Here is a 13,238-nt window from a genome sequence, read left to right as displayed (position 1 = left end):
TCAATTCAATTATGATAAAGGAATATGATATTGTAAAGTCTTTAAAATCTTTAAATGATAAGGTACTCAAAGGATGTAAAGGCACTGTTCTAATTGTTTACTCCGATTTTCCTTCGACTTTTGAAGTAGAATTTGTTGATGAAATAAATGAAACTTTAGATGTCTTAACGGTTAAAGGTAATGATATAATTAAAATAGAGTAACTAAGCTGGTACGTGTTTCACGTGTGAGAAAAAAATAGGATATGGCAAAGCGTCCGGCGGTTTAAAAATTGCCGGGCTTTGTTATTTCTGTGCGAGTCCAAGTTTAATTAGCTTTGCTTTAATGGCTCCATAAGTTCGCATTATGGAATAATTAGTGTTTTTAGCGATAGCCAAAATCAGCTTATCAAGAAATAGGTATAGAATATCACTCCAAAAGTATCGTTCGTCAAAAAGATTTCTCTTTTTTGATGAGATATAATAGCTTTATCATAATTTATTAATCAATCATAAAAGATGTACATTAATCCCCCTTACTTTTATTTATGATTATTCGAATATTTTTAATTAAAATCTAAAATAACCCACAAAGATGAAACGTTTAACGCTCTTATTATTCTTAGTACCGCTATTGCTACTGTCGCAGATCAATTATGCACAAACCCCGGAATTTTATTTCAATGGTGCAGCAGATGTTATTTTTCGTTTTCCAGATCGTGGTATCGGAGGGAGGGCGCTGGTGCACGATTTCAACAATGTGTTTAGCTTAAATTATGGTGGCGATTTTACGGGTGGTACACGTATAGGTAATGGATTTCGTGTTGCAAACAATGGGAGTTTTAGTGCTTCTGACAAGCTATTCTTTTCTCCTGAAGGTAATCTCGGAATTGGAACATTCAATCCTGAAGCTCCTTTAACCGTTTATGGAAAGTCGCATTTTTATCCAAGTAGGGTGGGGCCAGGAGATGCAAGAACATTATCTATAGATAACGAATTAACTTCCATGAATTTTATGAGTAATGATTATCCTATCGTTTTTAAAACAGGTGGTGGTAACCAGCCGCTAATACTAAATGCTGCAAGGATAGGCATAGGAACAATAAACCCACAAGAAACGCTTTCTGTCAATGGCAACATCCGTGCGAAAGAAATCAAGGTCGAAGCCACCAATTGGCCTGATTATGTTTTTGAAAAAAAATACATTCTGCCAACTCTTAACCAGACAAAGTGCTACATCGAACAATACGGCCACCTTCCCGATATGCCGACTGCTGACGTTGTTACTAAAGAAGGTCAGAACCTCGGAGAAATTCAAGCTAAACTTTTAAAGAAAGTAGAAGAACTTACGCTGCATCTGATCCGTTTGGAAGAATCGAATACCGAACAGAAAAAACGGATTGACGAACAGGATAAAATAATAAATAACTTAAAAAAATCAGTTAAAAAATAAATTTAATACTAAATGAATGCTCTAATGAAAACTTTTACCAATAAGGTAGCAAATGCCTGTGCAATAATTTGCTTAATATTTTGTATTATAACAACAAAAAGCTTTGGCCAAACAGCTGCTAATGTAAACCAATATGGGTTAGCCTTTAATGCCCAAGATGCTTTTAATTTTATGGGGAATACTGTTTCGCATTATGGCTTAGGATGGTACAATGAATCGCCAAATACACCACCTATGGCCTATTTTTCGGGGTATCAGGGAATAAGGTTTTTTGCTCAAGGGCAGCCCAGGATGCTTATGGATGTGGGCGGAAATCTTGGCCTTGGTACATCAAGTCCCCATAGTCGTTTACATATTGCAGGGGGAGATGAAAGAATTACCCTTGGAGACTATAATAATTCTAATGATACGAAGGGGATATATTTTCCTGGATTTCGTGATATAATGCCCGGTTATTTTGGTGCTTCAATTGAATCAACACCAGATTGGATCTGTTGCGGTGGATTCCCTGCTGCAACGGGCTACCCAGGAATACGGAATATGGGGCTTAATTTCAATGTACATGGCAATGTTGATATAGCAGACAGTAAGGTAACTGCAATGGCGATCAATTCTAATGGAAATGTAGGTATTGGAACCTTAACGCCCAGGGAACGCCTTTCAGTTAACGGCAATATCCGTGCGAAAGAAATCAAGGTAGAAGCTACTAACTGGCCCGATTATGTTTTTGAAGAAGATTATAAGGTTGGTACGCTGAAAGAATTGGAAAGTTATATTAAAACGAATAAACACCTGCCTGAAATACCAAGCGCAAAAGAAATAGAGCGCAATGGCGTTGACCTAGGCGAAATGAATAAGTTGCTGTTAAAGAAAATGGAAGAACTTACGCTTCATCTAATCGAACAACAAAAACAACTTAGTGAGCAAGGAAAACTGATTAAAGTACTTCAAGAGAAATCCTCCACTAAAAAATAAGTGATGCCTTTAGGTATAGCTCTAATTATCTAAAAATCAGGTGTAATCAGAATACCTGATTTTTTTATGTTGGTAAATCAGTTCATCACTCCAAAAGTCAACAATATCACCTCAAAACACCCGTTCGTCAAAAAGATTTTTTAAGAATAAAACATTCGGCTAGTTTTATGAGATGATTCACAACATCCGTTGATAGTGGATTTTCCGGATAAACTAATTTTTATGAAAAAAAACTTTTACAGAATTTTGGCATCGGCTACTGCCTGCCTTTTGTTTGTACATGCAGACCGTGCAAATGCACAAGATCAGACCATTAATGGTAACCTGAATATTGGAGCGGGTTTTCATAATGCATTTGGGTATGGGCCAAGGATTTATTTCCTCGGAAACTCTGATGATTTTTTTATCAGCCATTATAACTCAGGAGGAAATCAAAGTGAATTCCGTTTCTGTATCGGTGATGATTTTCAGGCAGAAGACAAATTTGCGATCGGCGTTACTTATGCCGGAGATAACCAATGGTACGACAGGATGGTAGTACAGGGCGATGGAAATGTTGGCATTGGAACATCAAATCCAGACCAGAAACTTACTATAAAAGGTGGTGGAATCGGTTTTGATTATAATTCTGCCGATAAAAAATTATATTCTCCTCAAGATGGTGAGTTGGAATGGATGACTAATCAGGGTGCTGGTTATCATGGTTTTGCTGTCAGCCATCAGGGAGAAAGAAGAGTTTATTTAAATGTACTGGGTGATAGCTATATAAACGGAGGGAATTTAGGTATTGGCACAACATCACCAAAAGAAAAACTCTCCGTGAATGGAAAAATTCGGGCACACGAAATCAAGGTGGAAGCTACCAATTGGCCCGATTATGTTTTTCAAAAAGAATATTCGCTTAGCCCATTATCAGAAGTAGAAAAATACATCAATACCAATGGCCATTTACCTGAAATCCCCTCAGCACTTGAGGTTCAGAAAGAGGGGATTGCGTTAGGTGAGCTTAACAATACCCTTCTAAAGAAAATCGAAGAACTTACGCTTCACCTTATTGAGCAGAATAAATCTATCCTCAAGCAAAATGAAAAGCTCGTAGAACAAGACAAGCGCATTAGTTTACTCCAGGCTGAGCTTAGTCGAAATAAAAGGAAAAAATAAATAAAAGATAGTGGTGAAGTGGTAATGGATAACAATGGAGGTTCTTTTTTTGCAGGATAAACTCTGGTACTATACCATTCCCCACCACTGGTTTTTCATGAAATAAACCTGAAATGTTAAAAAATGTTAAGGGATTTTGAAAAAAACTTTTCGTTTTTTTGTTTTGAAATCTAATCAGATAAACAATCCAGAAAACATTTTTTAGAGCAATTATTAAAATTTTTGGTTTAGATGATGTCGAAAAAATTATTACCCAACAACTGGCGCAAAAAAATAATTGGCGCACTTTTATTATTAACCACCATTGCAGCAGCATTTCCTGCCAGTGCACAACAAACAAATGTGCAGAAAGGCCCATCGGGGCTAACCGCAAAGCTGATCAATATCGAGTCTGCAACAAACGAGCCTTTCCGTTTTTCGGTGTCGCTTCACAATGGAACTTCGTCACAGCAGCTTTACGAACTTAAAGCCGATCTGCCTGTTGGATGGCAGGCGAGCTACCGGGTAGAGGGCAGCCAGGTAACTTCGGTAAACCTGGAGGCCGGAAAAACCCAGGATATTGCAGTTGAAATTACGGCCAGTAATACTGCCCCAGCTAAGAAATACATCATTCCGTTTAAGGCCACATCAGCGGCTCAGCCCCTTTCGTTGCAACTCGAAGCGGTTGTTAAAGGAAGTTACGGTACCGCCATCAGTACCCCGAGCGGAAGACTCAGCGAAGAGGTAACATCAGGTGCCCACAAAGAAATTGAGCTCGAGGTGCGCAATACCGGTACACTTCCATTAAACGACCTTGAAGTTACGGCCCAATTACCGAGTGGTTGGGAGGCAAGTTTTGAACCGAGCAAGATCGCTAAGTTGGAGGGGGGTAAAAAGGCCATTGTAAAGGCTTCGCTCAAAGTTCCGGATAAGACCATAGCAGGAGATTACGGCGCAACCTTTAGCCTAAATGGCAATAATGCCAATGGTCAGGCTACATTCCGCATTTTTGTCAAAACGTCCATACTATCGGGATGGATTGGCATTTTAGTGATCCTTATCGCCATTGCAGCAGTATACGTGCTCATCCGCAAATACGGCAGGAGATAATCCATCGTTCAGCAAAATCTTATTGAAGAAAAGATGGAACCGATCATAAATTTGAATGGCCTGGAGAAAAACTATGGCACTCATAAAGCCGTTGATGGATTAAACCTTGACATTTACCCGGGAGAAATATTTGGCCTGCTTGGTCCGAATGGTGCTGGGAAAACCACTACTATACTGATGATGCTCGGACTTACCGAACCCGACAACGGTACAGCCATGGTTTGCGGTTACAATGCCACCAGAAATCCGATCGCGGTGAAGCAAAGAGTGGGTTATATGCCCGATAATGTGGGGTTTTATACACAGCTTAGCGCGCTTGAAAACCTGCTGTATATCGCCAGGCTTAATGGGCTCGAAGAACAGGGAATAGCAGAACGTGCACTCGCTGTGTTGGATATTGTCGGATTGAAGGATGCTGCGCATAAACGTACCTCTGGCTATTCAAGAGGAATGAAACAACGTTTGGGGCTTGCAGAAGTATTGATAAAAAATCCGGAAGTGATTATTTTAGACGAGCCTACCCTTGGTATTGACCCTACAGGAGTAAGGGAATTTCTGGAACTGATTAAAAGGTTAAGGGAAGAACAGGGCTTAACCGTGCTGTTGTCTTCGCACCACCTCCATCATGTACAGCAGGTTTGCGACCGGGTGGGTATATTTGTGGGCGGAAAACTGTTGGCACAAGGCAACCAGGCAACACTTACCGAAGAACTTTTCGGAAATGCAGGTATACAGACAGTGATCCAGCTGACCCAGGCTCCGGCAGATGTCGCCGCGCTGCGGAGGGAATTCTCGCAATGGCCAAACATTACCTCGCTGAACATATCAGGCGAGCTGCTAACCTTTAACAGTTCAGAAAATATTACTCCGGGCCTTATCCGTACCCTTGTTGAACGTGGAGAAGATATTCTGCGGGTTACCCAAAAAGAGTATGGTCTCGACGAGATCTATCAGAAATATTTTGAAAGCAGTCCTAACAAAACTACAGATCATGAAAGAAGCATCCGCAACCACTTATTCGGCCGTGGCAAACGAAAATAGCCTAAAGGAAAAAAAACAGAAGAGTGCCTTTAAGGTAATGGTGCATAAGGAAATTGCCGACCATGTACGGAGCTGGCGCTTTATTTTGCTGCTCGCGCTGGTGGTTTTAACCTTTACTGCCTCGCTTTATATATCGATGGGCAATATTAAAAATGTATTTAACAACACGGCAGATCCCGATCATGCCTTTCTATACCTGAAACTGCTCAGTAATACAGACGGTTCCATGCCGCCTTTCCATATCCTGCTCAGTTTTTTGGCACCTTTACTGGGCATCAGCATGGGTTTTGATGCCATAAATGCCGAGCATAATAGCGGTACCTTAACCAGGTTGCTGGCGCAGCCCATTTACCGTGATAATATTCTTTTAGCCAAATTCTATAGCGCGATGTTGATTATCGGCACCCTGTTTCTTTCGCTTACCTTGCTTATGATTGGTGGTGGGCTTCTGATTACCGGGGTAAGGATAGAACCACAGGAACTGATGCGGATTTTGGGCTTTGTCTTTACCACAATACTGTATGTGGCCTTTTATCTGAGCCTTTCTATACTATTGTCTATTGTGTTTCGCCAGGCGGCCACTTCGGCATTGAGCGCACTTGGTATATGGCTTTTCTTTACGGTTTTCTACCCGATTTTAGTGAACCTCATCATCAGGGCATTTATGCCCGATCCGGCCTACCTTACGCAGGCGCAAATCATGAATTACAATGAACTCATTCTCGATATCCTTCGTATTGCACCCAACCAGCTTTATAGCGATGCCGCCACCACACTGCTTATGCCTTCGATAAGGAGCTTAGGACCGATGAGTATGGAGCAACTATCCGGAGCAATACCTTCACCACTGCCCTTAAAAGAAAGCCTGATGATTGTATGGCCTCAACTCAGTGGGATGATTGCCAGTAGCATTGCCTGTTTTGCCCTGGCCTATTACCTGTTTATGAGGCGGGAGATCAGGAGTTAGAATAAACTATATTTATAGACTGATATAGTATAGCCATCACAACCTAAAAGCCAACCGATACTTATAGATTGATTACCGAAAACCGAATTTGGTATTGCAAAAAATAACGAAGGTATTAAGGAAAACGGGCAAGTACGAAAAATCAGTTGCTTGCCCATTTTACCATCTATTGCTTTGGCAATAAGCGTTTACCTGTCTTTTGTCGAATTAGGCTGTTATTGGCCCTGGTGCTCAGGCACGCCGTTCGGATCCATCCATACATATTCCCAATGGTGGCCATCAAGATCATCAAAACTGTGCTGATACATAAAGCCGTAATCGCTGGCAGGATTAGGTACTGTGGCGCCGGCAGCTACAGCCTTATCCACCATGGCATTAACCTCATCTTTACTTTCGGCCGATATGGCAATGGAGGTTTCTATGGCCTTATGCGCATCAATAATTTCTTTTTCAGTAAAAGTTTGGAAAAAAGTCCTGGTGAGCAGCATAACATAAATGGTATCGCTAATGATCATACAGGTTGCTTTTTCGTCTGTAAATTGCGGGTTAAAAGTATAACCTAATTTGGTGAAAAATTCTACTGATCTGTTAAGATCGCTAACAGCCAGGTTTACAAAAATTTGAGTTGCCATATTCTTTTCTTATTTAGTTTATCCAAAGATACAACCCTTGTTTATAGCTGTTAACGTGCAAAAACGACAAGTTAAGGGGTAAAACGCGACTTTGAAAACGAACGTTTTTGAACCATTGGACTCAGTACAATTACTTAAAAAATTAAATGCACGGAGTGTTATAATGCTTTGCAATTCTTTTTATCTTTAGTTGCGTTTTCAGATGGCAACCATTACATGCTAATTCTTTGAAAACCCTAAACCTTTTAGTGCTCATGAAACGAATATTACCCATTTTAATAGTCTTGGTTCCCTTTTCTGTTTTAGCTCAACATAAATTGCCGGTTGTAAAAGCAAGTGCTGCTCAGGCAAAGATTTACGAACAGGATAACGCCGTATCGAACTGGTACATCAATCCCAAAATAAAACCAGATGTTTATACAATCGGGAAGTTCACAAAATCTAAAAGCATAAAATTCAAAACCGACATCGATTCGATTGTTTTTAACATCAGCCCCGGACAGAAAAAAGAGTTTATTGTTTTATTGAGGGGAAAAGATTCGTGCTTTACCCAAATTATTGCTCCTGCCCTAAAAAACTTCAGTAAAGTATCACCCGAAATTCACGACTCCATACCTTTTTTTGTGAATAAATACAATACGAATTTCTTTCCGGTTGTTTTTAACGGGACAGATTCCCTGTCAATGAATTTTGATTCAGGCGCAAATGACATAGACTTTACCAATGCTGCACTGGCAAAAAAAATAAAATCGAACCCGAAGCTTTATCATACAGATTATGGGATAAAAATTGGAAACCATACCTATAAAAGCAAAATTTATGATATTGAACTGGCTGGAAATGAAGCTGATGGCCTGGTAGGATGGGATATATTCGATGGCATGATTGTGGCCTTAGATTACGATCAGAATAAAATGATGGTGCATTCCACCATGCCAAAGCAGATTTTACGGGACAAGCAATACGCCAGGTTTAAGATCTCCTACATCAAAAATAAACCTTTTATAGAAAGTGAAATTTCGCAGGGCGGAACCAAAAACAAAAGCCTGTTTTTCTTTGATTTAGGTTACCAGCGAACGGTTATGCTTGATAACGATCTGCTGCGGGAAATGAAGTTTCCGGCCGAAAAAATGGAAATTATCAAAAAGGTAATTATGCGCGGCATAAACGGTAACGAAGTACCGGTAACCACGGTAAAACTTCAAAGTTTAAAGATCGGTAACTTCGAACTGAAAGATGTGCCGGCTCAGGTGATGGAACGGAATAAACCCATGCCAGGCGTTAACGTTCATTATCTTGGAAACGATATTTTAAAAAGATTCAATACGGTTTTTGATTTTCAAAATAATGTAATCTATCTAAAGCCCAATCATCTTTATGATGTTGCCTATGCAGACCAAAAGACTTAAAATCGTCTTTCTATAACCATATTTTCCATTAATCAATAAATTGCAGCTGTTGAACCAGGTAGGCCTTCCCAAACTTCTGGGGATCTTGTACCACAGTAGCTTTAATGCCTTTCCATTTTGGTCTTTGTCCTTTTTGCCAGTTTGCACGGATTTCCTGCGCATTTAACCAGATTTCTTCGAGCTGGCCCTGAACGGTATTGTTTGCATAGGTAAGCTGTAATTTATCCGGGATCATATAATAATCAGTTCCTGTTTTATTTAGCCTGATAGCTGGTCCTCCAACAGCATAGTTTGTGATGAGCTGCACAGTGAACGGTTCAGTTCCTTCATATTGCTCTTTACTAATGATCTTTTCGAAAACAAAGTAGTATTCAGGCCCGTCTTGCAGAGGTACTTCATCGCGGTTGAACCTCGCTTTAATACGGTATGTATAACCGGGTTCGCGCTGATCAAAACCCCAAAGTGAGGCGCCGGCATCTACATGGTCAGGCAACTTTAACAAGGGGTCGTTATCGGATGCGTAGCGCGGGCTTACCAGCAATTCTACTTCCTGTCCGTTTTTTAAGTTTAGCGGGCCATATCTTTCCGATTTTTTGCAGGAAACAAATACGAAAGCAATTAATAAAATGAACAGGTTTTTCATGCGGTTGTGGTTTTAATTTACTGATGTACCCGTAAACGTAAAGATGGGGGGATACGCTACATGATATTGATCATTTTGAATCGCCTTCTGCAGATTTTTTACTGTTTTTTGGGAGGTGCCAATCCTGTACGGCCTGAGGGTGATAAGAAACACTCATCCCCTAAAATACTACGTTCCTGTACTTTATCTTTTTTCTTAGAATTTGTTTTCGTTGCTTTGTTCAGTGCAGAAAATTTTGGAAAAGAAACCCTACATATCGCTTTATTGGAAATGCCAGCTAATTGGTTGGTCGGTGGCTGCCCTGTATTGGACATTTCAAGGTTGGATTGATTCAGGCAATTTTAGAATCGACCTGGCGGTTGTGCAGTTTATTTTAGATGTGGCAATGTATATTTTAATTACCCACCTGTACCGTAATTTTGCGCATAAAAAGCATTGGAAAGATCTGACGCTTAAGAAACTGATGTGGCGGATGTTGATCGTTATTCCGGTGATGGGGATTTTTTATGCCATCGTTACCATTAGTAAGTTGTACCTGGTGAGGCTGTTGCTTTTAAGCCATCCCCTGCAATCGTTCGATGATTTTTTTAATGCAAATGCAGTAAATATTTTTGTTGCAGGTATCCGTTTAATGGCCATATGGCTTTTAGCCTATCATCTTTACCACTATGCAAAAAGAGAAATGCGCCTATCGGTAGAAAATGCGAGGCTTGAGCTTAGCTTTAAACAATCGCAGCTCGATAACCTCTCCGCCCAGCTAAATCCACACTTTCTATTCAATGCACTTAATAACATAAAGTTTTTGGTATATACCCGTCCCGATGCCGCGGGCAGGGCCGTCGATCTGTTGAGCGAACTATTACGCAGCGGATTGTATAAGGGCAATACCATGCTCATTAGGTTAAACGAAGAAGTAGACCTGGTGAGGGATTACCTGGAGCTGGAAGGGCTGAGAATGGAAGAAAGATTGCAATACGAATTAGATATCGATATTTCGCTATCAGGGCTGATGGTGCCACGACTCTGCATCCAAACCTTAGTGGAAAATGCGGTAAAACATGGTGTTGCCTTAGAAAAACAGGGAGGAAAGATTGATGTAGTCATCAACGAACGGGATCGCCTGGTCAGTATCCGTGTTTTAAGCCCCGGTAAACTGGAACAGGGTAAAGCAGTTGAAGGCATAGGGCTTAAAAACTTAAAGGAGCGGCTTAACCTCGGTTACCAGGGCCAGGCATCTTTCAACCTGTATGAAATGGATCAACAGGTTTGTGCTGAAATTAAAATTCCGATCAGATGAATAACATTAGGACTCTAATAATCGACGATGAACGCGGTGCCAGGCAGGAACTGATCAGGATGTTAAAAAGCTATCCGCAGTTTACGGTATTAGGCGAGGCTGCCAATGCTGATGAAGCCGAAAAGCTCATCGGATTTTTAAAACCCGACCTGATCTTTCTGGATATACAGATGCCTGGCCGTTCGGGTTTCGACCTGTTGGAAAATTTGATACATGTACCACAGGTGATTTTTGTAACCGCTTTCGACAATTATGCGGTGCAGGCTTTTGAAGTAAGCGCCATGGACTACCTGATGAAACCTGTAAGGGAAGAACGCTTTAAAAGTGCCATAGATAAAGCCCTGGAAAAAATTGGTACTAATGATGGAGCAGCCATTTTTGTAAAAGACAGGGGGAAACACCACCTCATAAAATGGAAAGATGTGCATTTGATCGAATCGGTGGAGAATTATGCGAGGCTCTTTTTCGGTCAGGAGCAGGTATTGCTTAAAACTTCATTAAACAAACTCGAAGAAAACCCTGGTTGCCAAAGGTTTTTTAGGGCAAACAGAAGCATTTTATTTAACATCGATTATATCAGTTTAATAAAAAAGGATGATGATGGTACCCTGGTAGAACTTAGTACAGGAGAGCTGGTCAGGATCTCAGAACGCCAGGCTATTAAATTTCGAAACTTGATTAAGCAATAAAAATTTAAAAATTTTAATAATGAACACGAACTTGGTAAAACTGGGTATGGCTGTGCTATGCCTTGTAATTGGGCTTAAAACTTTTGCTCAGCAAAAACTAACATTGCCCGATAGTAGTAATTATATCATCAACGACAGTGTGATGATTAAAACAAAGTATGGCATTACTTTATCTGCCGTGGTGGTGAGGAAAAAAGGTGTGCTGCAAAAATTGCCTGCCGCGCTCTTTTATTTTATCTATTCCAACACCAAGAGAAGTTTGATGGAAGCGAAATATGCGGCCGACCATGGTTATGTTGGTATTGTTGCAGATGCCAGAGGAAAACGGCTTAGCCCCGATGCACCCGTACCTTACGAACATGAAACCCGTGATGTAAATGCCGTTATCGATTGGATTATCCAACAGTCATGGAGCGATGGCAGGGTAGGGATGTATGGTGGAAGTTATTCGGGTTTTGCACAATGGGCAGCAGCAAAACACCTGCACCCGGCACTAAAAACCATTGTACCCTATGTGGCAGCTATACCAGGGCTTGGCTTACCCATGGAAAATAATGTTTTTTTAACTGCCAATTATCAATGGGCCTTTTACGTTACTAACAATAAGTATACTGACGATGCCATAAATAACGATAACGCACGTTGGCGCAAAATGAGGCTTAATTGGTGGCACAGTGGTGCTGCCTATAACAAAATCGACAGCGTTGATGGCACGCTAAACCCCTGGTTGCAGAAATGGCTTAGTCATCCCGATTATGATACTTACTGGCAATCGATGGTACCTTATGGCAAAGATTTTAAGCAGATCAATATTCCGGTACTCAGTATTACCGGTTATTACGATGATGGGCAGGTTTCGGCATTAGAATACCTGCGCGAACATTACAGGTATAATCCCTCGGCCGAACATTATTTAATTATAGGCCCATACGATCATTTTGGATCGCAGGTAGGAGGGGTAGCCCGGCTGAGGAGCTATGAAGTAGATTCAAATGCACTGATCAATACCCGCGAAATCACTTTTCAATGGCTCGATTATATCCTTAAAGGAGGGAAAAAACCTGCTCTGTTAAAAGATAAGATCAATTTTGAGGTAATGGGTGCAAATAAGTGGAAGCACACCCCTTCATTGGCACAGATGGAGGATTATCGCATCAGGTTTTACCTGGATAGTACTGCAAATGGAATGATACTGTCCGAGCAAAAGCCATCCAGAGAAGTGTATATGCATCAGCAGGTTAATCTGGCAGACAGAACCAGTTCCTATAATGATTATTATCCTGATCCGATTATTAAAAAAGAAATTGAAAGATCGAACGGATTGTTTTTTGTTACGAAACCATTTAATCAGGCTGTTTCAGTATCAGGTGCATTAGAGGGGCAGCTCAAAGCCATTATCAACAAAAAAGATATGGATGTGGGCCTGGTTTTGTATGAAATTACGCCTTCTGGCGAATATTTTCAACTCTCTTATTATTTAGGAAGAGCCAGTTATGCATATGATATGAGCAAAAGAAAACTCCTTAAACCCGGGAAATTGGAAACCATACCTTTTTATAGGTCAAGAGTGTTCAGCAGGCAGCTGCAAAAAGGCAGCAGGTTAATGTTGGTGCTCAATATTGATAAAAATTCTTTCGCACAGATCAATTATGGAACAGGTAAGGATGTGAGTAAAGAAACGGTAAAAGATGCCGGCCTCCCGCTTGAAATTAAATGGTCGTCAGAAAGTTTTATCGAGCTTGGTTTATCCGGAGATGCTGATTTTTGTTTTAAATAGTATAGGTTTTGAGTGTTAATCATTATTGCAGGGTGGGATATAAGCGAACCGAAGCAATCTTTTTTGATAATAAATTACAGAATAGATTGCTTCACTTCTACGCTAAGCCCGTTCTTCAGTTTGTAAA

Annotated in this window: 13 protein-coding genes; 11 read left to right on the top strand and 2 right to left on the bottom strand. The window is 40.6% G+C overall.

Annotation, left to right across the window (positions count from 1 at the left end):
- The first annotated feature begins 11 nt into the window (after positions 1–11).
- The 7 genes from ACFSR6_RS03740 to ACFSR6_RS03710 all read left to right on the top strand — a co-directional run bounded on the left by ACFSR6_RS03740 (position 12) and on the right by ACFSR6_RS03710 (position 6,664).
- Positions 12–203, top strand: a complete 192-nt coding sequence (locus ACFSR6_RS03740; protein WP_265852989.1) for a DUF4926 domain-containing protein — start codon at positions 12–14, stop codon at positions 201–203.
- A gap of 370 nt (positions 204–573) precedes the next feature.
- Positions 574–1,431, top strand: coding sequence for a hypothetical protein (locus ACFSR6_RS03735; RefSeq protein ID WP_379075126.1), 858 nt, complete (start codon positions 574–576; stop codon positions 1,429–1,431).
- Between the two features lie 24 nt (positions 1,432–1,455).
- Positions 1,456–2,406: a hypothetical protein gene (locus ACFSR6_RS03730; protein WP_379075123.1), complete on the top strand. Its 951-nt coding sequence runs from the start codon at positions 1,456–1,458 to the stop codon at positions 2,404–2,406.
- Between the two features lie 222 nt (positions 2,407–2,628).
- Positions 2,629–3,567, top strand: a complete 939-nt coding sequence (locus ACFSR6_RS03725) for a hypothetical protein (protein ID WP_379075120.1) — start codon at positions 2,629–2,631, stop codon at positions 3,565–3,567.
- Positions 3,568–3,798: 231 nt separating this feature from the next.
- The gene (locus ACFSR6_RS03720) at positions 3,799–4,656 is read left to right on the top strand and encodes a COG1470 family protein (RefSeq protein WP_379075119.1); all 858 of its coding nucleotides are present in this window, start codon (positions 3,799–3,801) and stop codon (positions 4,654–4,656) included.
- 33 nt (positions 4,657–4,689) lie between these two features.
- Complete coding sequence (locus tag ACFSR6_RS03715) at positions 4,690–5,697, top strand: ABC transporter ATP-binding protein (RefSeq protein ID WP_379075116.1); 1,008 nt, start codon at positions 4,690–4,692, stop codon at positions 5,695–5,697.
- Positions 5,648–6,664: an ABC transporter permease gene (locus ACFSR6_RS03710; RefSeq protein WP_379075114.1), complete on the top strand. Its 1,017-nt coding sequence runs from the start codon at positions 5,648–5,650 to the stop codon at positions 6,662–6,664. The genes ACFSR6_RS03715 and ACFSR6_RS03710 overlap by 50 nt, the downstream gene beginning before the upstream one ends.
- Positions 6,665–6,879: 215 nt before the next feature.
- Here the strand turns inward: ACFSR6_RS03710 and ACFSR6_RS03705 are convergent, their stop codons facing one another.
- On the bottom strand, positions 6,880–7,296 hold the full coding sequence (locus ACFSR6_RS03705) for a VOC family protein (protein WP_379075112.1): 417 nt from the start codon (positions 7,294–7,296) through the stop codon (positions 6,880–6,882).
- A 254-nt stretch (positions 7,297–7,550) separates the two neighbouring features.
- Between ACFSR6_RS03705 and ACFSR6_RS03700 the strand changes: the two genes are divergently transcribed.
- Complete coding sequence (locus ACFSR6_RS03700) at positions 7,551–8,705, top strand: aspartyl protease family protein (protein WP_379075110.1); 1,155 nt, start codon at positions 7,551–7,553, stop codon at positions 8,703–8,705.
- 28 nt (positions 8,706–8,733) lie between these two features.
- Here the strand turns inward: ACFSR6_RS03700 and ACFSR6_RS03695 are convergent, their stop codons facing one another.
- Positions 8,734–9,348: a hypothetical protein gene (locus ACFSR6_RS03695; RefSeq protein ID WP_379075108.1), complete on the bottom strand. Its 615-nt coding sequence runs from the start codon at positions 9,346–9,348 to the stop codon at positions 8,734–8,736.
- 235 nt (positions 9,349–9,583) lie between these two features.
- Here ACFSR6_RS03695 and ACFSR6_RS03690 point away from each other — a divergent pair, with 235 nt between their 5' ends.
- From ACFSR6_RS03690 to ACFSR6_RS03680, 3 genes are read left to right on the top strand one after another with little or no spacing between them, the layout of a single operon-like run.
- Entirely contained in the window at positions 9,584–10,645 is a 1,062-nt protein-coding gene (locus tag ACFSR6_RS03690; RefSeq protein WP_379075105.1) for a sensor histidine kinase, read from the top strand.
- Positions 10,642–11,334 (top strand): LytR/AlgR family response regulator transcription factor, encoded by a 693-nt coding sequence (locus ACFSR6_RS03685; protein ID WP_379075102.1) that lies wholly within the window; start codon positions 10,642–10,644, stop codon positions 11,332–11,334. Before ACFSR6_RS03690 ends, ACFSR6_RS03685 begins: the two co-directional genes overlap by 4 nt.
- 19 nt (positions 11,335–11,353) lie before the next feature.
- Positions 11,354–13,111: a CocE/NonD family hydrolase gene (locus ACFSR6_RS03680; protein ID WP_379075099.1), complete on the top strand. Its 1,758-nt coding sequence runs from the start codon at positions 11,354–11,356 to the stop codon at positions 13,109–13,111.
- Positions 13,112–13,238 lie beyond the last annotated feature (127 nt).

The sequence above is a fragment of the Pedobacter vanadiisoli genome, assembly GCF_042684385.1.
Taxonomy (GTDB): domain Bacteria; phylum Bacteroidota; class Bacteroidia; order Sphingobacteriales; family Sphingobacteriaceae; genus Pedobacter; species Pedobacter vanadiisoli.
Note: the sequence above shows the minus strand (reverse complement) of the source record. Positions and strands in the feature narration are given on the sequence as shown.

Bases quoted from the DNA above. Each gene is read 5' to 3' on its own strand.
- ACFSR6_RS03725 (WP_379075120.1), top strand. From the start codon at position 2,629: ATGAAAAAAAACTTTTACAGAATTTTGGCATCGGCTACTGCCTGCCTT.
- ACFSR6_RS03720 (WP_379075119.1), top strand. From the start codon at position 3,799: ATGATGTCGAAAAAATTATTACCCAACAACTGGCGCAAAAAAATAATT.
- ACFSR6_RS03730 (WP_379075123.1), top strand. From the start codon at position 1,456: ATGAAAACTTTTACCAATAAGGTAGCAAATGCCTGTGCAATAATTTGC.
- ACFSR6_RS03680 (WP_379075099.1), top strand. From the start codon at position 11,354: ATGAACACGAACTTGGTAAAACTGGGTATGGCTGTGCTATGCCTTGTA.
- ACFSR6_RS03700 (WP_379075110.1), top strand. From the start codon at position 7,551: ATGAAACGAATATTACCCATTTTAATAGTCTTGGTTCCCTTTTCTGTT.
- ACFSR6_RS03685 (WP_379075102.1), top strand. From the start codon at position 10,642: ATGAATAACATTAGGACTCTAATAATCGACGATGAACGCGGTGCCAGG.
- ACFSR6_RS03705 (WP_379075112.1), bottom strand. From the start codon at position 7,296: ATGGCAACTCAAATTTTTGTAAACCTGGCTGTTAGCGATCTTAACAGA.
- ACFSR6_RS03735 (WP_379075126.1), top strand. From the start codon at position 574: ATGAAACGTTTAACGCTCTTATTATTCTTAGTACCGCTATTGCTACTG.
- ACFSR6_RS03695 (WP_379075108.1), bottom strand. From the start codon at position 9,348: ATGAAAAACCTGTTCATTTTATTAATTGCTTTCGTATTTGTTTCCTGC.
- ACFSR6_RS03710 (WP_379075114.1), top strand. From the start codon at position 5,648: ATGAAAGAAGCATCCGCAACCACTTATTCGGCCGTGGCAAACGAAAAT.
- ACFSR6_RS03715 (WP_379075116.1), top strand. From the start codon at position 4,690: ATGGAACCGATCATAAATTTGAATGGCCTGGAGAAAAACTATGGCACT.
- ACFSR6_RS03740 (WP_265852989.1), top strand. From the start codon at position 12: ATGATAAAGGAATATGATATTGTAAAGTCTTTAAAATCTTTAAATGAT.